The sequence below is a fragment of the Pseudomonas sp. 05L36 genome, assembly GCF_056398125.1.
Map to the genome: position 1 here is coordinate 38461 of NZ_JBFTOU010000026.1, position 23708 is coordinate 62168.

Sequence of the window (23708 nt, forward strand, 5' to 3'; positions counted from 1 at the left end):
TGGTTCCAGATTTCAGTCGTCTTCAGGCATAACATGCCTGCAAGCGTCTAGCTTGCCCCAGCATTTTGGGCATTGAGTTGACTAGGGAAGTTGCTATTGCATGTGGCGTGAAACCAAAATTCTGCTGATTGATGACGATAGCGTCCGCCGCCGCGACCTGGCGGTGATTTTGAATTTTCTCGGTGAAGAAAATTTACCCTGCGGTAGCCATGACTGGCAGCAGGCTGTCGGCTCTTTGTCGTCAAGTCGTGAAGTAATCTGTGTCCTCATCGGGACAGTCAATGCTCCTGGTTCACTTCTGGGCTTGTTAAAGACACTCTCGACATGGGATGAGTTCCTTCCGGTTTTGTTAATGGGCGATAATTCTTCCATTGACCTGCCGGAAGACCAGCGTCGGCGAGTGCTTTCGACTCTCGAAATGCCGCCCAGCTACAGCAAATTGCTCGATTCGCTGCACCGTGCCCAGGTCTATCGCGAGATGTACGACCAGGCCCGCGAGCGCGGTCGTCATCGCGAGCCTAATCTTTTCCGCAGTCTTGTCGGCACCAGCCGGGCGATCCAACACGTCCGCCAGATGATGCAGCAAGTCGCCGATACCGATGCCAGCGTGCTGATCCTCGGTGAGTCCGGCACCGGCAAGGAAGTGGTTGCGCGCAACCTGCATTACCATTCCAAGCGCCGCGAAGCGCCGTTCGTGCCGGTCAACTGCGGGGCGATCCCGGCCGAGTTGCTGGAAAGCGAATTGTTCGGCCATGAGAAGGGCGCCTTCACCGGGGCGATCACCAGTCGCGCCGGTCGATTCGAACTGGCCAACGGCGGCACCCTGTTCCTCGATGAAATCGGCGACATGCCGCTGCCGATGCAGGTCAAGTTGCTGCGCGTGTTGCAGGAGCGCACCTTCGAGCGCGTGGGCAGCAACAAGACCCAGAGCGTCGACGTGCGCATCATTGCGGCGACCCACAAGAATCTCGAAAGCATGATCGAGATCGGCACCTTCCGCGAAGACCTGTACTACCGCCTGAATGTGTTCCCGATCGAGATGGCGCCGCTGCGTGAGCGCGTCGAAGACATTCCGCTGCTGATGAACGAGTTGATCTCGCGCATGGAGCACGAGAAGCGCGGTTCGATCCGTTTCAACTCGGCGGCGATCATGTCGCTGTGCCGCCATGGCTGGCCGGGCAACGTCCGCGAACTGGCCAACCTGGTGGAGCGCATGGCGATCATGCATCCATACGGCGTGATCGGCGTGGTCGAGTTGCCGAAGAAATTCCGCTACGTCGACGATGAAGACGAGCAAATGGTCGACAGCCTGCGCAGCGATCTGGAAGAGCGCGTGGCCATCAACGGTCATACGCCGGACTTCACGGCCAACGCCATGTTGCCGCCGGAGGGTCTGGACCTGAAGGACTACCTCGGTGGTCTGGAGCAAGGCTTGATTCAGCAGGCGCTGGATGACGCCAATGGCATTGTGGCGCGCGCGGCCGAGCGGTTGCGTATCCGTCGTACCACGCTGGTGGAAAAGATGCGCAAGTACGGCATGAGTCGTCGTGATGGAGACGAACAGGCGGATGATTGACGCCTGTTTTTCAAGTCATTCATTTATAAGAAGTTTTTTTTAGGCACGGGTATTGCTACGTCCCTCGCAACGTTCCGTTTCACTGACGGTCAGCCAAGCGAGAGAGCACAATGCCCCAAGCCGCCCAGATGTCTCCTGTCCCTGATGTTTCGCGGCAGCCGTCGTCCGTAGAGCAGGCGAGTCGGCTGGGCCTTGAGCAGGCATTCGCACTGTTCAATCAGATGTCCACTCAGTTGACTGATTCCTACAGCATGCTTGAAGCCCGGGTCACCGAGCTCAAGGGTGAACTGGCGGTGGTCAGTGCCCAGCGCATGCAGGAGCTGGCGGAAAAGGAACGCCTGGCCAACCGTCTGCAAAACCTCCTTGATCTGTTACCCGGCGGTGTCATCGTCATTGACGCCCAGGGCATCGTGCGCGAAGCCAATCCGGCGGCGAGCGAGCTGCTGGGCCTGCCGCTGGAAGGTGAATTGTGGCGCTACGTCATTGCCCGCAGTTTTGCCCCGCGCGAAGACGATGGTCATGAAGTTTCGCTCAAGGACGGTCGGCGCCTGTCCATCGCCACGCGCTCGCTGGACGCCGAGCCGGGCCAGTTGGTGCTGCTCAATGACCTGACCGAAACCCGCCATCTGCAGGATCAACTGGCCCGTCATGAGCGTCTGTCGTCGCTGGGGCGCATGGTCGCTTCGTTGGCTCATCAGATACGCACACCGTTGTCCGCCGCGCTGCTGTATGCCAGTCACTTGACCGAGCAAGAGTTGCCGGTCACTACCCGGCAGCGCTTTGCCGGGCGCCTCAAGGAGCGCCTGCACGAGCTGGAGCACCAGGTGCGCGACATGTTGGTCTTCGCCCGTGGCGAGTTGCCGCTGACCGACCGCGTGACCCCCGGTCAACTGATGCAATCGTTGCAAGCGGCGGCGCTGACCCACGTACAGGATCTGCCGATCCGCTGGCAGTGCGACAGTCACTCGGGGGAGTTGCTGTGCAATCGCGACACCCTGGTCGGTGCGATCCTCAATCTGATCGAGAACGCCATCCAGGCCAGTGCCGGTCAATTGCGCCTCAAGATTCACCTCTACACCCGCGGCAACAACCTGCGCCTGTGCGTCAGTGACAGTGGCAGCGGTATCGATGCGGCCGTTCTGGCGCGATTGGGCGAACCCTTTTTTACCACCAAGAGCACCGGTACAGGTCTTGGCCTGACCGTGGTCAAGGCCGTGGCGCGTGCTCATCGGGGCGAATTGCAGCTGCGCTCGCGGCTCGGTCGCGGCACCTGCGCGCAGGTCATCCTGCCGTTGTTCAGCAGCGCTCAAGGCGCGGAGTGACGCCGATGGGTATCAAGGTTCTGCTGGTCGAGGACGACCGCGCTTTGCGCGAGGCACTGGCTGATACGCTGCTGCTCGCGGGGCATGATTACAAGGCGGTGGGGTCGGCAGAGGAGGCGTTGCTTGCCGTTGGCGGCGAGGCCTTCAGCCTGGTGATCAGTGACGTCAATATGCCGGGCATGGACGGCCACCAGTTGCTTGGCATGCTGCGAGCGCGGCAGCCGCAGTTGCCGGTGTTGCTGATGACGGCTCACGGTGCGGTCGAGCGCGCGGTCGATGCGATGCGCCAGGGGGCGGCGGACTATCTGGTCAAGCCATTCGAGCCCAAGGCGTTGCTCGATCTGGTGGGGCGTCATGCCCTGGGCAGTCTCGGCCTGACCGAGGGCGAAGGGCCGGTAGCGTTCGAGCCGGCGAGCGCGCAGTTGCTCGAGTTGGCGGCGCGGGTTGCACGCAGCGATTCCACGGTGTTGATCTCGGGCGAGTCGGGTACGGGCAAGGAAGTGCTGGCGCGTTATATTCATCAGCATTCTCATCGCGCCAATCAGCCGTTCATCGCGATCAACTGCGCAGCGATTCCGGACAACATGCTCGAAGCGACGTTGTTCGGTCACGAGAAGGGTTCCTTCACCGGCGCCATTGCCGCGCAAGCCGGCAAGTTCGAGCAGGCCGACGGCGGCACCATTTTGCTCGATGAAATTTCCGAAATGCCCCTGGGGCTCCAGGCCAAATTACTGCGTGTGCTGCAAGAGCGCGAGGTCGAAAGGGTTGGTGCGCGCAAACCGATCACGCTGGATATTCGCGTGGTCGCCACCACCAATCGCGACCTGGCGGGTGAAGTGGCGGCGGGGCGTTTCCGCGAGGACCTCTATTATCGCCTGTCGGTGTTTCCCCTGGCCTGGCGCCCGTTGCGCGAGCGTACCGCCGACATCCTGCCGCTGGCCGGGCGTCTGCTGGCCAGGCACGTCAATAAAATGAAGCATTCGCCTGCCAGGTTGTCGCCCGAAGCTCAGGCGTGCCTGATCGGTTATCCATGGCCGGGTAACGTTCGTGAGCTGGACAACGCGATTCAGCGTGCGCTGATTCTGCAGCAGGGTGGCTTGATCCAGCCGCAGGATTTCTGCCTCGCCGGGCCGGTGGCTTGCGCGCCACTGCCTGCGTTGGCGCAGGCAGTGGCGCGCCCCGTGGAAGTCGAGTCCGAGTCGGTCGGTGCGCTGGGCGATGACCTGCGTCGCCGTGAATTCCAGATGATCATCGATACCTTGCGCGCCGAGCGCGGTCGTCGCAAAGAGGCGGCCGAGCGCCTGGGTATCAGCCCGCGAACCCTGCGCTACAAGCTGGCGCAGATGCGCGATGCCGGCATGGATGTGGAGGCCTTTTTGTTCGCCACCTGATCCTGATTGTGTCCCTGTAGGAGCGAGCCCTGCTCGCGATGGACGTGAACGATAACGCTGGGAACCTGACACCCCGCGGTGTTCTCGGGTTCATCGCGAGCAGGCTCGCTCCTACAGGGGGGGCGGCGGCGATGAGAAGGGCTTTTGTGAAACAAGGCCATGGAGCTGGCACCCTTGTTGCTAACACCTCATTACCCGCCGAGTGAGTGTCAAAAAATTGCGGGTCGTCAAAGAGAGAGACCATGAGCCAAGGTATTGAATTCAATCGGTTGATGCTCGACATGCGCGCCATGCAAATGGATGCCATGTCTGCGCCGAAATCGACGGCCGTCCCTGAAGTGGCGGGCAGCAGCTTTTCCGACATGCTCGGCCAGGCCGTCAATAAAGTGAACGACACGCAACAGGCTTCCACTCAGTTGGCCAGCGCCTTCGAAATCGGCAAAAGCGGCGTCGACCTCACAGACGTGATGATTTCCTCGCAGAAGGCCAGTGTGTCATTCCAGGCATTGACCCAGGTGCGCAACAAGCTGGTTCAGGCTTACCAAGACATCATGCAGATGCCGGTTTAAAGGACGAGATTGAGTCATGGCAGAAGCAGTCGCCGATAATGTTCCGGCCAAGGCCACTCCAATAGACGGCAAGCCGCCGCTGTTCGGGTTGTCCTTCCTGGAAAACCTTTCCGAGATGACCATGTTGCGTCAGGTGGGCCTGCTGGTCGGCCTGGCAGCGAGCGTGGCGATTGGTTTTGCCGTGGTGTTGTGGTCCCAGCAACCGGACTACCGGCCTCTGTACGGCAGCCTTGCCGGCATGGACGCCAAGCAGGTCATGGAAACCCTGGCCTCCGCCGATATCCCGTACACCGTCGAACCCAATTCCGGTGCCTTGCTGGTCAAGGCCGATGACCTGTCCCGCGCGCGGCTCAAGCTTGCGGCCGCTGGTGTCACTCCCAGCGACGGTAACATCGGTTTTGAAATCCTCGACAAGGAGCAGGGACTGGGCACCAGCCAGTTCATGGAAGCGACCCGCTATCGTCGCGGCCTCGAAGGCGAACTGGCCCGGACCATTTCCAGCCTGAACAACGTCAAGGGTGCCCGCGTGCACCTGGCGATCCCGAAAAGTTCGGTGTTCGTACGCGACGAGCGCAAGCCGAGCGCTTCGGTTCTGGTTGAGCTCTATTCCGGTCGCTCCCTCGAACCCGGCCAGGTCGTGGCCATCATCAACCTGGTGGCGACCAGCGTTCCCGAACTCAGCAAGTCGCAGATCACCGTCGTCGACCAGAAGGGCACCCTGCTCTCGGATCAGGCGGAAAACTCCGAACTGACCATGGCCGGCAAGCAATTCGACTACAGCCGTCGCATGGAAAGCATGCTCACCCAGCGCGTGCACAATATCCTGCAGCCGGTGCTGGGCAACGACCGTTACAAGGCCGAAGTCTCGGCCGACGTGGATTTCAGTGCGGTCGAGTCGACTTCCGAGCAATTCAACCCGGATCAACCGGCGTTGCGCAGCGAGCAGTCGGTCAACGAGCAGCGTACCGCCAGCAACGGCCCGCAAGGTGTGCCGGGTGCCTTGAGCAACCAGCCGCCGTCGCCGGCCTCCGCGCCGCAAACCACCGGGGGTGCCACCGCGTCGGCCGGCATGGTGCAGCCAGGCCAGCCGCTGATCGATGCCAACGGCCAGCAAATCATGGACCCGGCCACCGGTCAGCCAATGCTCGCACCGTACCCGGCGGACAAGCGTTCACAATCGACCAGGAACTTCGAACTCGACCGTTCCATCAGCCACACCAAGCAGCAGCAGGGCCGATTGAATCGCCTGTCGGTGTCGGTGGTGGTCGATGATCAGGTCAAGATCAATCCGGCCAACGGCGAAACCACCCGTGCGCCCTGGAGCGCCGATGAATTGGCGCGCTTCACTCGCCTGGTGCAGGACGCGGTCGGCTTCGATGCCAGCCGTGGTGACAGCGTCAGCGTGATCAACATGCCGTTCTCCGCCGAGCGCGGTGAAGTGATTGCCGATATTGCGTTCTATTCCCAGCCGTGGTTCTGGGACATCGTCAAGCAAGTGCTGGGTGTGCTGTTCATTCTGGTGCTGGTGTTCGGTGTGCTGCGTCCGGTGCTCAACAACATCACCGGGGGCGGCAAGGGCAAGCAGCTGGCCGGTATCGGCAGCGACGTCGAGTTGGGCGGCATGGGCGGTCTGGATGGCGAGTTGGCCAACGACCGTGTCAGCCTCGGCGGTCCGCAAAGCATCCTGCTGCCGAGCCCGAGCGAAGGCTATGACGCTCAGTTGAACGCAATCAAGAGTCTGGTGGCAGAAGATCCGGGTCGTGTGGCCCAGGTCGTGAAAGAGTGGATTAACGCAGATGAGTGATAACCGAGCCGTTGCCGCCAAACTGTCCAAGGTCGACAAAGCCGCAATCCTGTTGTTGTCCCTGGGCTCCACCGACGCTGCCCAGGTGCTGCGCCACATGGGCCCCAAAGAGGTTCAGCGCGTGGGCGTGGCCATGGCCCAGATGGGTAATGTGCACCGCGAGCAGGTCGAGCAGGTGATGAGCGAGTTCGTCGATATCGTCGGCGACCAGACCAGCCTGGGCGTCGGCTCCGACGACTATGTGCGCAAGATGCTCACCCAGGCCCTGGGCGAAGACAAGGCCAACGGCCTGATCGATCGCATCCTGCTCGGTGGCAACACCAGCGGCCTCGACAGCCTGAAATGGATGGAGCCGCGCGCCGTCGCCGACGTGATCCGTTATGAGCACCCGCAGATCCAGGCAATCGTGGTGGCGTACCTCGATCCGGACCAGGCCGGTGAAGTGCTCGGCAACTTCGACCACAAGGTGCGACTGGACATCATTCTGCGGGTTTCCTCGCTGAACACCGTACAGCCAGCGGCCCTGAAGGAACTCAACCAGATTCTCGAGAAGCAGTTCTCCGGCAACTCGAACGCCTCACGCACCACCCTGGGTGGCATCAAGCGCGCAGCGGACATCATGAACTTCCTCGACAGCTCCATTGAAGGCCAGCTCATGGACTCGATTCGCGAAGTCGACGAAGACCTGTCCGGTCAGATCGAAGACCTCATGTTCGTCTTCAACAACCTGGCCGATGTCGACGACCGCGGGATCCAGGCGCTGCTCCGCGAGGTGTCCTCCGATGTGCTGGTGCTGGCCCTCAAGGGTTCGGACGAAGGCGTCAAGGAGAAGATCTTCAAGAACATGTCCAAGCGTGCCGCCGAACTGTTGCGCGACGACCTGGAAGCCAAGGGCCCGGTGCGCGTCAGCGACGTGGAAACCGCGCAGAAGGAAATCCTCACCATCGCCCGCCGTATGGCCGAAGCCGGAGAAATCGTTCTCGGCGGCAAGGGCGGCGAGGAAATGATCTAACACCATGGTCAAGAATGATGATGCACCCACTGACCTGATCCGGGCCAGGGATGTCGGTGGCTTCGAGTCCTGGGCGCTGCCCAGTTTCGACCCGCCGGAGCCGGAGCCTGAACCAACGCCTGAACCCGAGCCGCCGGAAATGGAGGAAGTGCCGCTGGAGGAAGTCCAGCCGCTGACCCTCGAAGAGCTCGAAAGCATTCGCCAGGAAGCCTACAACGAAGGCTTTGCGGTGGGTGAGAAGGAAGGTTTCCACAGCACCACGCTCAAGGTCCGCCAGGAAGCCGAGGTGGTCCTGGCCGCCAAGATTGCAGCGCTGGAGCAATTGATGAGCCATCTGTTCGAGCCCATCGCCGAGCAGGACACCCAGATCGAAAAAACCCTGGTCGACCTCGTGCAGCACATCACCAAACAGGTGATCCAGCGCGAACTGGCCATCGACTCCACGCAAATCGAACACGTCATGCGCGAGGCTCTAAAGCTCTTGCCGTTGGGCGTGGGCAATGTGCGGCTGTATATCAACCCGCAGGATTTCGAACAGGTCAAAGCCCTGCGCGAACGCCATGAAGAAACCTGGCGCATCGTCGAGGACGAGTCGTTGTTGCCCGGCGGTTGCCGGGTCGAGACAGAACACAGCCGCATCGACGCCACAGTCGAAACCCGTGTCGCGCAGGTGATGGACAAGCTGTTCGACCAGTTGCACGAACAGTCCTTGCACCCGGCCGCACCGGACTTGAGCCTGGAACTGCCGGTCGACAGCAAGCCTGCTGCCGCGCCAGTAGCGGATGTGCCTGATGCGCCTTGAGCGCACCAGCTTCGCCAGGCGCCTGGGCAGTTACGCCGAGGCGACTACGCTTGCCGGCGCGCCGATCCTTGAGGGCCGCTTGCTGCGCATGGTCGGCCTGACCCTCGAAGCCGAAGGTCTGCGCGCCGCCATGGGCAGTCGCTGCATGGTCATCAACGACGACAGCTATCACCCCGTGCAGGTCGAAGCCGAAGTGATGGGTTTCTCCGGCAGTAAAGTCTTTCTGATGCCGGTCGGCAGCGTCGCTGGCATCGCACCCGGTGCCCGCGTAGTTCCCTTGTCCGATACCGGGCGTTTGCCGATGGGCATGAGCATGCTCGGGCGGGTGCTGGATGGCGCCGGCCGTGCACTGGACGGCAAGGGCGGGATGAAGGCCGAAGACTGGGTGCCAATGGATGGCCCGACCATCAACCCGCTCAAGCGCGAACCGATCAGTGAACCGCTGGACGTGGGCATCCGTTGCATCAACGGCATGTTGACGGTCGGGCGCGGCCAGCGGCTGGGCCTGTTTGCCGGTACCGGTGTCGGTAAATCGGTGTTGCTGGGGATGATGACGCGCTTCACCGAGGCCGACATCATCGTCGTCGGGCTGATCGGTGAGCGAGGCCGTGAAGTTAAAGAGTTCATCGAGCACATCCTCGGTGAAGAGGGGCTCAAGCGTTCAGTGGTGGTGGCGTCCCCGGCGGACGATGCGCCGCTGATGCGGCTGCGCGCGGCGATGTATTGCACGCGCATCGCCGAGTATTTCCGCGACAAGGGCAAGAATGTCCTGTTGCTGATGGACTCCCTGACCCGTTTCGCCCAGGCCCAACGGGAAATCGCCCTGGCCATCGGCGAGCCGCCGGCGACCAAGGGCTATCCGCCGTCGGTATTCGCCAAGCTGCCGAAACTGGTGGAACGGGCCGGTAATGCGGAGAAGGGCGGTGGTTCGATCACCGCGTTCTACACCGTGCTGTCCGAAGGCGATGACCAACAGGACCCGATTGCCGACTCGGCACGGGGCGTGCTCGACGGGCACATCGTGCTGTCCCGGCGCCTGGCCGAAGAGGGGCATTACCCGGCCATCGATATTGAAGCGTCCATCAGTCGGGTGATGCCGGCGGTGGTCTCGTCGGAACACATGGCCCGTGCGCAATATTTCAAGCAATTGTGGTCGCGGTATCAGCAGAGTCGCGACCTGATCAGCGTCGGCGCCTATGTCGCCGGCGGAGATCGCGAGACCGATCTGGCGATTTCCCTGCAGCCGCAATTGGTCAAATACCTGCGTCAGGGTCTCAACGACAGCATCAGCCTGGGTGAAAGCGAAGCGTATCTCGCCTCGATCTTCGCGCCCGCGGCGGGCGGTTAAGCGATCATGGCCCTGAGTCGGGCAGGAAGGCTGGCGCCGGTGGTGGAAATGGCCGAAAAGGCCGAGAAAACCGCGGTCCAGCGCCTGGGGCACTTTCAGGGGCAAGTGCGTTTGGCACAAAGCAAACTCGCCGACCTTGAAGCCTTCCGTCTCGACTATCAGGAACAATGGATCGTACGCGGCAGCGGTGGCGTCTCGGGCCAATGGTTGCTGGGTTATCAGGGCTTTCTCGCGCAACTGGGCACGGCCATCGACCAGCAGCGGCAAAGCCTGGCCTGGCATCAGAACAACCTGAACAAGGCGCGGGAAACCTGGCAGCAGGCGTTTGCCCGGGTCGAAGGTTTGCGCAAGCTGGTTCAGCGCTATGCCGATGAGGCGCGGGCGCTTGAGGACCGGCGCGAACAGAAACTGCTGGATGAGTTGTCCCAGCGCTTGCCGCGTCAGGATCCGTATTAGAAGATCGCAGCCTGCGGCAGCTCCTACATGAGAATGCAATCCCCTGTAGGAGCTGCCGCAGGCTGCGATCTTTTGATCTTGCTCCTATTCCCACCAAGTGCTAAACCTTCTACACGTACGTTCTCCAAAGACAAGGAAGCCATTGAATGCCAGTCGTTACCGAAGTGTCCCCTGATGGGCAAAAGTTGACGATATCGGTCAAAGGACGATTCGATTTCGCCAAGCATCAGGAATTTCGTGAGTCCTATGAGCTCCCCGAGGGCAAAATGCCGAGTTCGATCGTGGTCGATTTGAAAGATGCGACCTACCTCGACAGCTCTGCGTTGGGCATGCTGCTGTTGCTGCGCGATCACGCCGGTGGCGACGACTCCGATGTGCGCGTCGTCAACAGCAATACCGACGTGCGCAAAATCCTCGCCATCTCCAACTTCGACAAGCTGTTCGACATCAGTTGATTGCCATGCAGCCACTGGAGCCGCTGAAGATCCTGATTGCCGAGGACAGCGCCGCCGATCGCCTGTTGCTGTCGAGCATCCTGCGCCGCCTGGGGCACGAAGTGCTGACGGCGGCCAACGGTGCCGAAGCGGTCGACACGTTTCGCCAGCAGCAACCACACCTGGTGTTGATGGACGCGATGATGCCGGTGATGGACGGCTTCGAGGCGGCCCGGCAAATCAAGGCCCTGGCCGGGGAAACCCTGGTGCCGATCATCTTCCTCACCTCGTTGTCCGAAAGCGAAGCCCTGGCCCGTTGCCTGGAAGTCGGCGGTGACGACTTTCTGGCGAAGCCCTACAACCAGGTGATTCTCGCCGCCAAGATCAAGGCGATGGATCGCTTGCGGCGCTTGCAGGAGACCGTGCTGCAACAGCGTGATCAGATCGCCCGGCACCACGACTACCTGCTCAACGAGCAGCGTGTGGCCAAGGCCGTTTTCGACAAGGTGGCGCACTCCGGCTGCCTGAATGCCGCTGCGAATATCCGTTATCTGCAATCGCCCTATGCGCTGTTCAACGGCGATCTGTTGCTGGCCGCGTTCACCCCGGCCGGCGACATGCACGTGCTGCTGGGCGACTTCACCGGCCACGGTCTGCCGGCGGCGGTGGGCGCCATGCCCCTGGCCGAAGTCTTCTACGGAATGACCGCCAAGGGCTATGGCCTGGCGGAAACCCTGCGCGAGATGAATGCCAAGCTCAAGCGCATTCTGCCGGTGGACATGTTCTGCTGTGCCACGTTGCTGTGTCTGAGTTTTCAGCGTCATTCAGTGGAGGTCTGGAACGGCGGCATGCCCGACGGTTATCTGCATTGCATTGCCAGTGGCGAGCGAACGCCTCTGCCGGCGCGGCACCTGCCTTTGGGGGTGCTGAGTCCGGAGTCCTTCGATGAGCGTACCGAGGTGTTTCCCATGGCGCTCGGGGATCGGGTTTTCCTGTTGTCCGATGGGGTGATCGACACCTGCGACGCCAATGACCAGTTGTTTGGCGTGCAGCGATTGCAGCAGGTGTTCGCCGCCAATCGCCAGCCGGATGCGCTGTTCGAAGAGATCGAGCATGCGCTGCGACAGTTTGGCGGTGAAGCGCGCGACGATGTCAGCATGGTCGAAATCAGCTTGCTGGAGCCGGCGCAGATCACGCCGCCGGCGTTGGTCTACTCCGACAGCGGCCAGTCGTGCCCGCTGGACTGGTCGGTGAGTTTCGAGTTTCGCGCCGCCACACTGAAGCGTTTCAACCCCTTGCCTTATCTGTTGCAATTGCTGCTTGAGGTCCATGGTCTGCGGGGCCAGAGCGGTGCGCTCTACAGTGTGCTGGCGGAACTCTATTCCAATGCGCTGGAGCATGGCGTGCTGGGGCTGGACTCGAGCCTCAAGCGCGATGCATCGGGTTTTGCGCGTTATTATCAGCAGCGTAATACCCGTCTGGACGAACTTCAGGAAGGCCATGTACGGTTGCATTTGCAGGTGACGCCAACAGACGACGGCGGTTGCCTGACCATTCACATCGAAGACAGCGGCAAGGGTTTCGATGTCGAGCGGGTGATGAAAAGACCTGTGGATGACATCCGCCTGTCGGGACGTGGAGTCAGTCTGATCCGCCAGTTGGGGCGTAATGCCCGCTGGACCGACGATGGTCGAAGTGCACGTGTGGAGTTTATCTGGAAGGCTGCGCAGTAATCCGCGCATTCTTGATCAAGGAGTGAGCAAATGAACGACAAAAACGACAAACATGTGGATCGCGGCGTGCTGAGTGCATTGCAGGAAGTGATGGAAGAGGGCTATGCGGATTTGCTGGATATCTTTCTTGCGGACTCCGAAGCGCGCATTAACGTCTTGCGAACGACTGACAGTACTGCACTGCTCGTTGCAACCGCCCATAGCTTCAAGGGCAGCAGCAGCAATATGGGTGCAGTCAGGCTGACCGAGCTCTGCCATCAACTTGAACAGCGGGCCAAAGATTTGCCATGTGCCGCCGTTCAGGAACTGGTCGGCGAAATCGACCGCGAATTCGCCGCTATCCGGCCTCTGTACGAAGCTGAACGACAGCGTTGCCCAGCGAAAATCTGAGCATGCGCTGCATTTTGTCTCCTTCGAGTGAAACTGGCTCGACCTTTGCATTTAACTCGTCCAACTGTACTTACGAGCCCCGTGCAGCGGAGACTGTTTCATGCCCGTTACCCCCAATATTCTGCTTCAGGCCTCCAGGCAGGCCAAGATTCAAGCGGCCTGCGCCAATCCTCCGGCGCTGACCGCTGAGCCTGGGGACAAGGCCGCAAGCTTCGCTCATGTCTATGCCAATCAGGCCCGGAACAAGCCCAATGCGTCGGCGGATGCCTCGGTCAAGCCGAGTCGCGAAAAAAGCTCCGATGTCGCCGGAGAAAAAGACGCTGGCGACGACAAGTCTGCCGCCGGGGAGCCGGTGGTTGCCGATGGCGGCAAATCCTTGCCTTCCGATACGCCGGTGCAGGCTGACGACAAGACCGCCGACAATGAGGCGTCAGATGTCGACCGTGCTCCGGTCGTCGATACCGCACCGCTCGATCCGGCGCTTGATCCCTCGTTGCAGCAAGCCGTACAGCCAGTAGTCACTGCGCCAGCGCCGGCAACACCTGCCGCGGCCAACATTGTGCCGCCAACGGTTGACACGCCGGTTGCCGCAGCAATCACCGTGACAGCCACACCGGCACAGGCTGCTGCTGACGGCGATTTCGATCCCGAGGCCGATCCGCTCGACGCCCTGCCAGCGTTACGCCTGGCAATGGAGCAGAGCGGTCACGTTTCGGCTTCCAGTCAGGCGCAGCCCAAGGCTGCGCCGACACAGGCACAAGCCCAGGCTGATGGTGAGCTGACACCGGCGCAAAACTTTGCCGCCGGCATGGCGACCCTGCTGGATGTTCAGGCCGACAAGAACAGCACCAGCCAAGGGGATGACAAGGCTTTCAGCGGGTTGCTCGATGACGGCCTGAAAGACCTCAAGTCCGCCAGCAGCGACACCCGTGTCGATGATTTCGCCAACCGTCTGGCCGCGCTGACCCAGGCGGCCACACCGAAGACCGCCAATGCCTTGCCGGTGAACCAGCCGATCGCCATGCATCAGAGCGGGTGGACCGAAGAGGTGGTGAACCGGGTCATGTACCTGTCCAGCGCCAGCCTCAAGGCGGCGGACATCCAGTTGCAGCCCGCTGAGCTCGGGCGCCTGGACATTCGGGTGAACATGGTTCCCGATCAACAGACCCAGGTTACGTTCATGAGTGCGCATCCGGGTGTCCGTGAGGCGCTGGATGGCCAGGTCCATCGCTTGCGCGACATGTTCGCGCAGCAGGGCATGGGGCAGGTCGATGTCAACGTGTCGGACCAGTCCCGTGGTTCGCACCAAGGGCAGGAACAGGCCCGGCAAAGCCAGAGCGGGCGGACCAATGCCAGCGGCGGTCGCCTCGATTCAATGGATGACGACGTGGCCCCGGGCGTCGCTGAAGTGGCTGCCAATACCACCCGCGTGATCGGCTCCAGTGTGGTCGATTACTACGCCTGATCAAAGCCATCACTCCAATCGTTCCCATGGCATGGGAACGAACCCTCTTAGGAGCGAGCTTGCTCGCGATGGAGTTAAACGATGACGAGGGCCATCTGAATAAACGCGGCGCTCTCACGTCTTTCGCGAGCAGGCTCGCTCCTACATGGCATAACACTTGCTCTTGCCTTGCCGTGCGACTGTGAAAACCCGATTAGTGACGGATTATTGGCATGGCGAAGAGCGACGCAGCAGTAAAAGACCCCGCAACCAAAGGCAAACTCAAGCTGATTATCGTGATCGTGGTGGCCCTGCTGCTGGCGATCGGTGTGTCCGTGGGGGCGACCTGGTACTTCATGCACAGCGCTCAGAGCAAGCCTGCCGCCGCCGAGGCGCAAGTCGCTGCCGTCGGCAAACAGCCAGCGATTTTCGAGTCGATGGCGCCGGCCTTCGTGGCCAACTTCAACCAGAACGGTCGCCAGCGCTACATGCAAGTGAGCATCACCATGCTCGGTCGCAATCAGGCGGATCTGGATGCGCTCAAGGTCCACATGCCGGTGATCCGCAATAACCTGGTCATGCTGTTCTCCGGGCAGGACTTCGCGACTCTCGCCTCGCCGGTCGGCCAGGAAATGCTGCGGCAGAAAGCCACCGCCAGCGTCCAGGAAGTGGCGCAGAAAGAGCTCGGCAAAGTGGTGATCGAACAGTTGCTTTTCACTAATTTCGTACTGCAGTAGGAACACGACATGGCCGTGCAGGACCTGCTGTCCCAGGATGAGATCGACGCGCTGTTGCATGGCGTCGACGATGGTCTGGTACAGACCGAAAACGCTGCCGAACCCGGCACCGTCAAAAGCTATGACCTGACCAGCCAGGATCGCATCGTCCGTGGACGCATGCCGACCCTGGAAATGATCAACGAGCGTTTCGCCCGCTATACCCGCATCAGCATGTTCAACATGCTGCGTCGCTCGGCGGACGTGGCGGTCGGCGGCGTGCAGGTGATGAAGTTCGGCGAATACGTGCACTCGCTGTATGTGCCGACCAGTCTCAACCTGGTCAAGATCAAACCCCTGCGCGGCACCGCGCTGTTCATCCTCGACGCCAAGCTGGTGTTCAAGCTGGTGGACAACTTCTTCGGCGGTGACGGCCGGCACGCCAAGATCGAAGGGCGTGAATTCACCCCGACCGAACTGCGTGTGGTGCGCATGGTGCTGGAGCAGGCGTTCGTCGATTTGAAGGAAGCCTGGCAGGCGATCATGGAAGTCAACTTCGAGTACATCAACTCGGAAGTGAACCCGGCCATGGCCAACATCGTCGGCCCGAGCGAGGCCATTGTGGTGTCGACCTTCCACATCGAACTCGATGGCGGTGGCGGCGACCTGCACGTGACCATGCCGTACTCGATGATCGAGCCGGTGCGCGAAATGCTCGACGCCGGCTTCCAGTCGGACCTCGACGACCAGGACGAGCGCTGGGTCAACGCCCTGCGCCAGGACGTGCTGGACGTCGACGTGCCGATCGGTGCCACGGTGGCCCGTCGTCAGTTGCGCCTGCGCGACATCCTGCACATGCAACCGGGGGATGTGATCCCGGTCGAGATGCCGGAAGAAATGATCATGCGCGCCAACGGCGTGCCGGCCTTCAAGGTCAAGATGGGCTCGCACAAGGGCAACCTGGCGTTGCAAGTGATCGAGCCGATCGAGCGCCGTTGACCGGCGCTCGTACCCATTCGCGATTAACCGAATTCTGAATTTTTGCTCGCCGAGGACACTGACAATATGAACATGCAGGACGATCAGGCACTGGCCGATGAATGGGCTGCGGCCCTGGAAGAAACCGGCGATGCCGGGCAGGCCGACATCGACGCTTTGCTGGCCGCTGACTCCGGCAGCTCCGCGTCCAACCGCCTGCCAATGGAAGAGTTCGGCAGCGTGCCGAAAAACAACGATCCGGTCAGCCTCGAAGGCCCGAACCTGGACGTGATCCTCGATATCCCGGTGTCGATTTCCATGGAAGTGGGCAGCACCGACATCAACATCCGCAACCTGCTGCAACTGAACCAGGGTTCGGTGATCGAGCTCGATCGCCTGGCTGGCGAGCCGCTGGACGTGCTGGTCAACGGCACGCTCATCGCCCACGGCGAAGTGGTGGTGGTCAACGAGAAGTTCGGCATCCGCCTGACGGACGTGATCAGCCCAAGCGAACGCATCAAGAAGCTGCGCTGAGTGAAAAAGGTTCTGGGATTTGTGCTGGCGATGCCGTTCAGCGTGCTGGCGGCCGAACCGGTCGCAACGGCGACCACGGCTGCTGCGCCGGCGGTGAGCAGTGGTGTGGCTGGGCAACTGACGCAACTGGTGTTCGGCTTGCTGCTGGTGCTGGGGCTGATCTTTCTCCTCGCCTGGTTGCTGCGTCGGGTCCAGCAGGCCGGTCCGGCCGGCAAGGGGCAGGTGATCGAGATTGTCGGCTCCCGCGCGCTGGGGCCGCGCGACCGGCTGATGCTGGTGCAGGTCGGCAACGAGCAGATTCTGCTCGGCCTGAGCCCCGGCAACATTGCTGCGCTGCATGTGCTCAAGGAGCCGGTGCAAGTGCCGAGTACCGAGAAGCCGACGCCGGAATTTGCCCAGCGCCTGTTGGAGATGCTGGGTAAAGATCAGAAGGATAAGAAGTAATGGGTGCGCTACGCATCGTCTTGACGCTGGCCCTGATGCTGGCCGCGCCACTGGCATTCGGCGCCGATCCGCTGTCGATCCCGGCCATCACCCTGGGCACCAATGCGCAGGGGGCGCAGGAGTACTCGGTCAGCCTGCAAATCCTGCTGATCATGACCGCGCTGAGTTTTATCCCGGCGTTTGTCATGCTGATGACCAGTTTCACCCGGATCATCATTGTCTTCTCGATCCTGCGCCAGGCCCTGGGCTTGCAGCAGACACCGTCGAATCAGATCCTTACCGGCATGGCGCTGTTCCTGACCCTGTTCATCATGGCGCCAGTATTCGACCGGGTGAACCAGGACGCCTTGCAGCCGTATCTGGCGGAAAAACTGACGGCCCAGGATGCGGTCGCCAAGGCGCAGGTGCCGATCAAGAACTTCATGCTCGCCCAGACCCGCACCAGCGATCTGGAGCTGTTCATGCGCCTGTCCAAGCGCACTGACATCGCGACGCCGGATCAGGCGCCGCTGACCATCCTGGTACCGGCCTTCGTGACCTCCGAGCTGAAAACGGCGTTCCAGATCGGCTTCATGATCTTCATTCCGTTCCTGATCATCGACCTGGTCGTGGCCAGTGTGTTGATGGCCATGGGGATGATGATGCTCTCGCCGCTGATCATTTCCCTGCCGTTCAAGATCATGTTGTTCGTGCTGGTGGATGGCTGGGCGCTGATCATCGGCACGCTGGCCAGCAGCTTCGGCGGTGTCTCGCCATGACGCCGGAAGTCGCAGTCGACATCTTTCGCGAAGCACTGTGGCTGACCACCATGATGGTGGCGATCCTGGTGATTCCAAGTTTGCTGGTGGGCTTGCTGGTGGCGATGTTCCAGGCAGCCACCCAGATCAACGAACAGACCCTGAGCTTCCTGCCGCGCCTGCTGGTGATGCTGGTGACGCTGATCGTCGGCGGTCCATGGATGGTGCAGACCTTCATGGATTACATCCTGCAGTTGTACGGCAGCATTCCTCAGGTCATCGGCTAAACCATGTCACTGCTTGCGCTGACCGATACGCAGATCAGCACTTGGGTGGCGACGTTCATGTTGCCGCTGTTTCGCGTCGGCTCCTTGCTGATGGTCATGCCGGTGTTCGGCACGACCTTGCTGCCGCGGCGCATTCGCCTGTATTTCGCGCTGGCCATTACCGTGGTCATCGCGCCGGGCTTGCCGCCGATGCCGCCGGTGAATGCCCTGGATCTGAGCGGGCTGTTGCTGATTGCCGAGCAGATTCTCATCGGTGCGGTGATGGGCTTCTCCTTGCAGCTGTTCTTTCAGGCCTTTGTGGTGGCCGGGCAGATCGTCGCCATCCAGATGGGCATGGGCTTCGCTTCCATGATCGACCCGGCCAACGGCGTATCGACGGCGGTGATCGGGCAGTTTTTCACCATGCTGGTGACGCTGCTGTTCCTGTCCATGAACGGTCATCTGGTGGTGTTCGAGATCCTCACCGAGAGTTTCACCACGTTGCCGGTGGGTGGCGGCCTGATGGTCAATCACTACTGGGAACTGGCCGGCAAGCTCGGCTGGGTGCTCGGTTCGGCGTTGTTGCTGGTGCTGCCGGCGATCACCGCGCTGCTGGTGGTCAACATCGCGTTTGGCGTCATGACCCGGGCGGCGCCGCAACTCAATATTTTCTCGGTCGGCTTCCCGCTGATCCTGGTGCTTGGGCTGTTCATCGTCTGGGTCGGGCTGGCGGACATTCTCAACCAGTATCAACCGCTGGCCACCGAAGCCTTGCAGTTGTTACGCGAAATGGCGCGGGCGAGCTGAGTCATGGCTGAGAGCGAAAGCGGTCAGGACAAAACAGAAGACCCCACGGAGAAGCGCAAGCAGGACTCCCGTGAAAAGGGTGAGGTAGCCCGGTCCAAGGAACTCAACACCCTGGCGATCATGCTGGTCGGTGCCTCGGCGCTGCTGATTTTTGGCGGTGCCATGGCGCAGGACATGATGGAGCTGATGCGCATCAATTTCTCGCTGCCGCGGGAAGTGATTCTGGATCAGCGCTCCATGGCCACCTACCTGATGCGCTCGGGGCAAATTGCCCTGTGGTCGATCCAGCCCGTGATGATCACCTTGGTGCTGGCCGCCATCATCGGTCCGGTTTCCCTGGGTGGCTGGCTGTTCGCGGCGAGTTCCATGGCGCCCAAATTCAGCCGCTTGAATCCCGGTCCCGGCCTCAAGCGCATGTTCTCGACCAAGTCGCTGATCGAACTGCTCAAGGCTTTGGCCAAGTTCATCATCATCCTGTTCGTGGCGCTGGCGGTGTTGTCGTCGGACATCGATGACCTGCTGCGCATCGCCCATGAGCCCTTGGACAGGGCGATCATTCACAGCCTGCAAGTGGTGGGCTGGAGCACCTTGTGGATGGCGTGCGGGCTGATCCTGATCGCTGTGGTGGATGTGCCGGTGCAGCTCTGGGAAAGCCACAAGAAACTGCTGATGACCAAGCAGGAAGTGCGTGACGAGCACAAGGATCAAGAGGGGCGGCCGGAGGTCAAGCAGCGGATTCGACAGCTGCAGCGCGAGATGTCCCAGCGCCGGATGATGGCCGCCATTCCCGAGGCCGACGTGGTCATCACCAACCCGACGCACTACGCCGTGGCCCTCAAGTACGACCCGGAAAAGGGTAATGCGCCGGTATTGCTGGCCAAGGGCAGCGACTTCCTGGCCCTGAAGATCCGTGAGATCGCGGCGGCCAACGAGATCCTGCTGCTGGAGTCGCCGGCGCTGGCGCGCTCGATCTACTACTCCACCGAGCTTGAGCAGGAAATTCCCGGCGGGCTGTACCTGGCGGTCGCGCAGGTGCTGGCTTACGTTTATCAGATTCGACAGTACCGGGCGGGCAAGGGCAAGCGACCGGATCCGCTCAAGGATGACCTGCCGATTCCGCCGGATCTGCGCCGCGATTCCTGATTTCGCGTTGTCTCTGCCGACCTCTTCGCTGGCAAGCCAGCTCCTACAGGTTTGGCGATAACCCTGTAGGAGCTGGCTTGCCAGCGAAGAGGCCCGTCCAGGCAATCGAATTGCGCAATGAAACCCTCTATCCCAATCCCTCGCAAAAGTTGGAAAGCTTCTTGCAGTAGCCGCTCTGCGCCTGCTTCGGGCGTCAAAAGTTTGCTTTAAAGGAACGGGGAAAACCGGTGGATCGCTCTCAGTTAATCAACAGTGCCCGCAGCAACATTGCCGACCTCAGTCGAGGCAATCTGGGCGTGCCGCTGTTGTTGCTGGTCATGCTGGCGATGATGATGTTGCCGGTGCCGCCGTTCCTGCTGGACGTGTTCTTCACCTTCAACATTGCCCTGTCCATCGTCGTGCTGCTGGTGTGCGTCTACGCCTTGCGGCCGCTGGATTTCGCGGTGTTCCCGACCATTCTGCTGGTGGCGACGTTGTTGCGCCTGGCGTTGAACGTGGCCTCCACGCGGGTGGTGATGCTCCACGGTCAGGACGGTCATGCGGCGGCCGGCAAGGTGATCCAGGCGTTCGGCGAGGTGGTGATCGGCGGTAACTACGTGGTCGGTATCGTGGTCTTCGCGATCTTGATGATCATCAACTTCGTCGTGGTGACCAAGGGCGCGGGGCGGATTTCCGAGGTGAGCGCGCGTTTCACCCTCGATGCGATGCCCGGCAAGCAAATGGCGATTGACGCCGACCTCAACGCCGGCCTGATCGATCAGGCCCAGGCCAAGGCCCGCCGTTCGGAAGTGGCCCAGGAAGCCGAGTTCTACGGCTCCATGGACGGTGCCAGCAAATTCGTCCGTGGTGACGCCATCGCCGGCCTGCTGATCCTGTTCATCAACCTGATCGGCGGCATGGCGGTCGGCATCTTCCAGCACAACATGAACTTTGCCGACGCCGGCAAGGTGTACGCGCTGTTGACCATCGGTGACGGTTTGGTGGCGCAATTGCCATCACTGTTGTTATCGACAGCCGCCGCGATCATGGTGACCCGTGCTTCCGGTTCGGAAGACATGGGCAAGCAAATCAATCGCCAGATGTTCGCCTCGCCCAAGGCGCTGGCGGTGGCGGCAGGCTTGATGGCGGTCATGGGCCTGGTGCCCGGCATGCCGCACTTCTCGTTCCTGAGCATGGCGGCCCTGGCGGCCGGCGGCGCTTACCTGTTCTGGAAAAAGCAGAACGTCGCCAAGGTGCAGGCCCTGCAAGAGGTCAAACGCCAGCAGGAGCTGCTGCCGTCGCCGGCCCGCGCCCAGGAAACCAAGGAGCTTGGCTGGGATGACGTGACGCCCATCGACATGATCGGCCTGGAGGTGGGTTATCGCCTGATTCCGCTGGTGGACCGCAACCAGGGTGGCCAGTTGCTGGCGCGGATCAAGGGGGTGCGCAAGAAGCTGTCCCAGGACCTGGGCTTCCTGATGCCGACCGTGCATATCCGCGACAACCTCGACCTGGCGCCCAGTGCCTATCGCCTGACCCTCATGGGGGTAATCCTGGCCGAAGCAGAGATTTACCCGGATCGCGAACTGGCGATCAACCCGGGACAGGTCTACGGCACGCTCAACGGCATTACCGCCAAAGATCCGGCTTTCGGCCTGGAGGCGGTCTGGATCGAAATCAGCCAGCGCGCCCAGGCGCAATCCCTCGGTTATACGGTGGTCGATGCCAGTACCGTAGTGGCTACCCACTTGAACCAGATTCTCTACAAGCATTCCAGTGAACTGATCGGTCACGAAGAAGTGCAGCAGCTCATGCAATTGCTGGGCAAAAGCTCGCCGAAGCTGGCCGAGGAGCTGGTGCCGGGCGTGGTTTCGCTGTCGCAGCTGCTCAAGGTGCTGCAGGCGCTGTTGGCCGAACAAGTGCCTGTGCGTGACATCCGCAGCATTGCCGAAGCCATCGCCAACAATGCCGCCAAGAGTCAAGATACCGCCGCGCTGGTGGCTGCCGTGCGTGTTGGCGTATCCCGTGCAATCGTGCAAAGCATTGTAGGCACTGAGTCGGAGCTGCCAGTGATCACGCTGGAGCCAAGGTTGGAACAGATATTGCTCAATAGTCTGCAAAAGGCCGGACAAGGCTCGGAAGAGGGCGTTCTGCTGGAGCCAAGCATGGCTGAGAAGCTGCAACGTTCGTTGATCGACGCAGCGCAGCGCCAGGAGATGCAAGGTCAACCGGTGATTCTGCTGGTGGCCGGTCCGGTTCGCGCGATGCTCTCGCGATTCGGCCGGCTCGCAGTCCCGGGTTTGCACGTGTTGGCTTACCAGGAAATCCCTGACAACAAGCAAGTGACCATCGTTGCGACAGTAGGGCCCAACGGCTGAGGTAGTGGTTTATGCAAGTTAAGCGTTTTTTCGCCGCCGATATGCGTCAGGCCATGAAGCTGGTTCGCGATGAGCTGGGCGCTGATGCCGCCATCATTGGCAACCGCCGGATCGCCGGGGGTGTCGAGCTGACGGCAGCGCTGGATTACAAGTTGTCGGCGCTGGCGCCGCGGGTTCCGAACATGGAACTCGAAGACGAGCTGCGCAAGACTCAGTCGCGGATCGTCACTGCCCAGGCCGAACTGAGCCTGCGTGGCGTCGGCGAGAGCGATAATGCGACCAATCGCCAGTTGTTCGCCGGCTTGCCGCTCACCGCAGCCGAGCCGTTGATCGAGCCGACCTACGCCGAACCCCGTCGCCCCGCACCGCCCGCTGCACCAGCCTCCACTGGCGTGGACCCGCGCGCGTTCGACTCGATGCGTTTCGAACTCAACAGCCTGCGCGAACTCATGGAAGTACAACTCGGCTCCCTGGCCTGGAATCAGCTGCAGGGCAGCCGTCCGGACCAGGCCAACCTCTGGCGTCGCCTGCAACGCATTGGTCTGTCAGGCCCGTTGTCGCGCGACCTGCTGGCGCTGATCAGCGAAATCGAAGAACCTCGTCAGGCCTGGCGCATGTTGCTGGCGCACCTGGCGCGCATGATCGTTACCCCGCAAGTCGAGCCGCTGGAAGAGGGCGGTGTGATCGCCATGGTCGGCCCAGCCGGCATGGGCAAGACCACCACCCTGGCCAAGCTGGCGGCCCGTTACGTGCTCAAGTACGGCGCGCAGAACATTGCACTGGTGAGCATGGACAGCTTCCGCATCGGTGCCCAGGAGCAGCTCAAGACCCTGGGGCGCATTCTCAATGTGTCGGTGACCCACGTCGATCCGGGCCAGTCCCTGGTGCAGGCGCTGGAACCCTTGCTGCGCAAGCGCGTGGTGCTGATCGATACCGCCGGCCTGCAGGCCAGCGATCCGGCCCTGCGCATGCAACTCGAAAGCCTGGCCGGTCGAGGCATCCGCTCGAAAAATTATCTGGTCCTGGCAACCACCAGCCAGAAACAGGTTCTAACCGCCGCCTATCATAGTTACAAGCGTTGCGGGCTCGCGGGCTGCATCCTGACTAAACTGGATGAAACGGCTAGTCTGGGCGAGGTGTTGAGCCTGGCCATCAGTCATGAGCTGCCGGTGGCCTACCTGACCGATGGCCCGCGGATTCCGGATGATCTCCATCTGCCGCGCCGTCATCAGTTGGTCAGTCGCGCCGTCAGCGTGCAAATGCAGGAAGAACCCAGCGAAGAAGCCATGGCTGACATGTTCGCTGATATTTACCACAGCCAAACCAAGCAGGTTGGCTAAGGTAGTAATGAACAGTTTTTGTACCTACATCGATGGTCTGCCATGCATTGTTCCGTTTGTGAACGCGCAGCCAGTAATGTGGCCTCCGTCTATGCAAGACAAGGT

General features: G+C 61.3%; 23 protein-coding genes. All 23 read left to right on the top strand.

What is annotated here, in order from left to right:
* Positions 1-100: 100 nt before the first annotated feature.
* The 23 genes from AC1DKH_RS23975 (at position 101) to flhF (ending at position 23603) form a co-directional block, all read left to right on the top strand.
* The gene (locus AC1DKH_RS23975) at positions 101-1576 is read left to right on the top strand and encodes a sigma-54 dependent transcriptional regulator (protein WP_477762522.1); all 1476 of its coding nucleotides are present in this window, start codon (positions 101-103) and stop codon (positions 1574-1576) included.
* A 128-nt stretch (positions 1577-1704) separates the two neighbouring features.
* The gene (locus AC1DKH_RS23980) at positions 1705-2898 is read left to right on the top strand and encodes a sensor histidine kinase (RefSeq protein ID WP_477799523.1); all 1194 of its coding nucleotides are present in this window, start codon (positions 1705-1707) and stop codon (positions 2896-2898) included.
* 5 nt (positions 2899-2903) lie between these two features.
* Complete coding sequence (locus AC1DKH_RS23985; RefSeq protein WP_477799499.1) at positions 2904-4289, top strand: sigma-54-dependent transcriptional regulator; 1386 nt, start codon at positions 2904-2906, stop codon at positions 4287-4289.
* A gap of 242 nt (positions 4290-4531) precedes the next feature.
* On the top strand, positions 4532-4858 hold the full coding sequence (gene fliE, locus AC1DKH_RS23990) for a flagellar hook-basal body complex protein FliE (RefSeq protein ID WP_008021337.1): 327 nt from the start codon (positions 4532-4534) through the stop codon (positions 4856-4858).
* Positions 4859-4874: 16 nt separating this feature from the next.
* The gene (fliF, locus tag AC1DKH_RS23995; protein ID WP_477752412.1) at positions 4875-6662 is read left to right on the top strand and encodes a flagellar basal-body MS-ring/collar protein FliF; all 1788 of its coding nucleotides are present in this window, start codon (positions 4875-4877) and stop codon (positions 6660-6662) included.
* Entirely contained in the window at positions 6655-7674 is a 1020-nt protein-coding gene (gene fliG, locus AC1DKH_RS24000; protein WP_007983391.1) for a flagellar motor switch protein FliG, read from the top strand. Before fliF ends, fliG begins: the two co-directional genes overlap by 8 nt.
* Positions 7675-7678: 4 nt before the next feature.
* The gene (fliH, locus tag AC1DKH_RS24005; RefSeq protein WP_477799500.1) at positions 7679-8476 is read left to right on the top strand and encodes a flagellar assembly protein FliH; all 798 of its coding nucleotides are present in this window, start codon (positions 7679-7681) and stop codon (positions 8474-8476) included.
* Positions 8466-9824, top strand: a complete 1359-nt coding sequence (gene fliI / locus AC1DKH_RS24010; RefSeq protein WP_477799501.1) for a flagellar protein export ATPase FliI — start codon at positions 8466-8468, stop codon at positions 9822-9824. The genes fliH and fliI overlap by 11 nt, the downstream gene beginning before the upstream one ends.
* A gap of 6 nt (positions 9825-9830) precedes the next feature.
* Positions 9831-10280, top strand: a complete 450-nt coding sequence (fliJ, locus tag AC1DKH_RS24015; RefSeq protein WP_477752414.1) for a flagellar export protein FliJ — start codon at positions 9831-9833, stop codon at positions 10278-10280.
* A 146-nt stretch (positions 10281-10426) separates the two neighbouring features.
* Positions 10427-10735 (top strand): STAS domain-containing protein, encoded by a 309-nt coding sequence (locus tag AC1DKH_RS24020; RefSeq protein WP_477799502.1) that lies wholly within the window; start codon positions 10427-10429, stop codon positions 10733-10735.
* A gap of 5 nt (positions 10736-10740) precedes the next feature.
* On the top strand, positions 10741-12447 hold the full coding sequence (locus AC1DKH_RS24025; RefSeq protein ID WP_477799503.1) for an ATP-binding SpoIIE family protein phosphatase: 1707 nt from the start codon (positions 10741-10743) through the stop codon (positions 12445-12447).
* A gap of 30 nt (positions 12448-12477) precedes the next feature.
* Positions 12478-12837 (top strand): Hpt domain-containing protein, encoded by a 360-nt coding sequence (locus AC1DKH_RS24030; protein WP_477799504.1) that lies wholly within the window; start codon positions 12478-12480, stop codon positions 12835-12837.
* 100 nt (positions 12838-12937) lie between these two features.
* Positions 12938-14302 carry a flagellar hook-length control protein FliK gene (locus tag AC1DKH_RS24035; protein WP_477799505.1) on the top strand — a complete coding sequence of 455 codons (1365 nt, stop codon included), beginning with the start codon at positions 12938-12940 and terminating at the stop codon, positions 14300-14302.
* A 212-nt stretch (positions 14303-14514) separates the two neighbouring features.
* Positions 14515-15018, top strand: a complete 504-nt coding sequence (gene fliL, locus AC1DKH_RS24040; RefSeq protein ID WP_477799506.1) for a flagellar basal body-associated protein FliL — start codon at positions 14515-14517, stop codon at positions 15016-15018.
* A gap of 9 nt (positions 15019-15027) precedes the next feature.
* Positions 15028-15996, top strand: a complete 969-nt coding sequence (gene fliM, locus AC1DKH_RS24045) for a flagellar motor switch protein FliM (protein WP_057398369.1) — start codon at positions 15028-15030, stop codon at positions 15994-15996.
* A 66-nt stretch (positions 15997-16062) separates the two neighbouring features.
* On the top strand, positions 16063-16509 hold the full coding sequence (gene fliN, locus AC1DKH_RS24050; protein WP_477752420.1) for a flagellar motor switch protein FliN: 447 nt from the start codon (positions 16063-16065) through the stop codon (positions 16507-16509).
* A gap of 30 nt (positions 16510-16539) precedes the next feature.
* Positions 16540-16953, top strand: a complete 414-nt coding sequence (fliO, locus tag AC1DKH_RS24055; protein WP_477799524.1) for a flagellar biosynthetic protein FliO — start codon at positions 16540-16542, stop codon at positions 16951-16953.
* The gene (gene fliP / locus AC1DKH_RS24060) at positions 16953-17711 is read left to right on the top strand and encodes a flagellar type III secretion system pore protein FliP (protein WP_429487482.1); all 759 of its coding nucleotides are present in this window, start codon (positions 16953-16955) and stop codon (positions 17709-17711) included. The genes fliO and fliP overlap by 1 nt, the downstream gene beginning before the upstream one ends.
* Positions 17708-17977 carry a flagellar biosynthesis protein FliQ gene (gene fliQ, locus AC1DKH_RS24065; RefSeq protein WP_007983364.1) on the top strand — a complete coding sequence of 90 codons (270 nt, stop codon included), beginning with the start codon at positions 17708-17710 and terminating at the stop codon, positions 17975-17977. Before fliP ends, fliQ begins: the two co-directional genes overlap by 4 nt.
* 3 nt (positions 17978-17980) lie before the next feature.
* Positions 17981-18763, top strand: coding sequence for a flagellar biosynthetic protein FliR (gene fliR / locus AC1DKH_RS24070; protein ID WP_223461383.1), 783 nt, complete (start codon positions 17981-17983; stop codon positions 18761-18763).
* A 3-nt stretch (positions 18764-18766) separates the two neighbouring features.
* A complete protein-coding gene (flhB, locus tag AC1DKH_RS24075; protein WP_477799507.1) occupies positions 18767-19906 on the top strand; it encodes a flagellar biosynthesis protein FlhB in 1140 nt (379 codons plus the stop codon).
* Positions 19907-20133: 227 nt separating this feature from the next.
* A complete protein-coding gene (gene flhA, locus AC1DKH_RS24080; protein WP_477752423.1) occupies positions 20134-22263 on the top strand; it encodes a flagellar biosynthesis protein FlhA in 2130 nt (709 codons plus the stop codon).
* An 11-nt stretch (positions 22264-22274) separates the two neighbouring features.
* Positions 22275-23603 (top strand): flagellar biosynthesis protein FlhF, encoded by a 1329-nt coding sequence (gene flhF / locus AC1DKH_RS24085; protein ID WP_477799508.1) that lies wholly within the window; start codon positions 22275-22277, stop codon positions 23601-23603.
* Positions 23604-23708 lie beyond the last annotated feature (105 nt).

Excerpts from the sequence above, each read along its gene's own strand:
- AC1DKH_RS24025 (WP_477799503.1), top strand. The coding sequence starts at position 10,741 with ATGCAGCCACTGGAGCCGCTGAAGATCCTGATTGCCGAGGACAGCGCC.
- fliF (WP_477752412.1), top strand. The coding sequence starts at position 4,875 with ATGGCAGAAGCAGTCGCCGATAATGTTCCGGCCAAGGCCACTCCAATA.
- fliG (WP_007983391.1), top strand. The coding sequence starts at position 6,655 with ATGAGTGATAACCGAGCCGTTGCCGCCAAACTGTCCAAGGTCGACAAA.
- AC1DKH_RS24035 (WP_477799505.1), top strand. The coding sequence starts at position 12,938 with ATGCCCGTTACCCCCAATATTCTGCTTCAGGCCTCCAGGCAGGCCAAG.
- flhB (WP_477799507.1), top strand. The coding sequence starts at position 18,767 with ATGGCTGAGAGCGAAAGCGGTCAGGACAAAACAGAAGACCCCACGGAG.
- fliP (WP_429487482.1), top strand. The coding sequence starts at position 16,953 with ATGGGTGCGCTACGCATCGTCTTGACGCTGGCCCTGATGCTGGCCGCG.
- fliN (WP_477752420.1), top strand. The coding sequence starts at position 16,063 with ATGAACATGCAGGACGATCAGGCACTGGCCGATGAATGGGCTGCGGCC.
- fliQ (WP_007983364.1), top strand. The coding sequence starts at position 17,708 with ATGACGCCGGAAGTCGCAGTCGACATCTTTCGCGAAGCACTGTGGCTG.
- flhF (WP_477799508.1), top strand. The coding sequence starts at position 22,275 with ATGCAAGTTAAGCGTTTTTTCGCCGCCGATATGCGTCAGGCCATGAAG.
- AC1DKH_RS24020 (WP_477799502.1), top strand. The coding sequence starts at position 10,427 with ATGCCAGTCGTTACCGAAGTGTCCCCTGATGGGCAAAAGTTGACGATA.
- fliH (WP_477799500.1), top strand. The coding sequence starts at position 7,679 with ATGGTCAAGAATGATGATGCACCCACTGACCTGATCCGGGCCAGGGAT.
- fliI (WP_477799501.1), top strand. The coding sequence starts at position 8,466 with ATGCGCCTTGAGCGCACCAGCTTCGCCAGGCGCCTGGGCAGTTACGCC.
- fliM (WP_057398369.1), top strand. The coding sequence starts at position 15,028 with ATGGCCGTGCAGGACCTGCTGTCCCAGGATGAGATCGACGCGCTGTTG.
- fliJ (WP_477752414.1), top strand. The coding sequence starts at position 9,831 with ATGGCCCTGAGTCGGGCAGGAAGGCTGGCGCCGGTGGTGGAAATGGCC.
- fliL (WP_477799506.1), top strand. The coding sequence starts at position 14,515 with ATGGCGAAGAGCGACGCAGCAGTAAAAGACCCCGCAACCAAAGGCAAA.
- fliE (WP_008021337.1), top strand. The coding sequence starts at position 4,532 with ATGAGCCAAGGTATTGAATTCAATCGGTTGATGCTCGACATGCGCGCC.
- AC1DKH_RS23985 (WP_477799499.1), top strand. The coding sequence starts at position 2,904 with ATGGGTATCAAGGTTCTGCTGGTCGAGGACGACCGCGCTTTGCGCGAG.
- AC1DKH_RS23975 (WP_477762522.1), top strand. The coding sequence starts at position 101 with ATGTGGCGTGAAACCAAAATTCTGCTGATTGATGACGATAGCGTCCGC.
- AC1DKH_RS23980 (WP_477799523.1), top strand. The coding sequence starts at position 1,705 with ATGTCTCCTGTCCCTGATGTTTCGCGGCAGCCGTCGTCCGTAGAGCAG.
- AC1DKH_RS24030 (WP_477799504.1), top strand. The coding sequence starts at position 12,478 with ATGAACGACAAAAACGACAAACATGTGGATCGCGGCGTGCTGAGTGCA.
- fliO (WP_477799524.1), top strand. The coding sequence starts at position 16,540 with ATGCCGTTCAGCGTGCTGGCGGCCGAACCGGTCGCAACGGCGACCACG.
- fliR (WP_223461383.1), top strand. The coding sequence starts at position 17,981 with ATGTCACTGCTTGCGCTGACCGATACGCAGATCAGCACTTGGGTGGCG.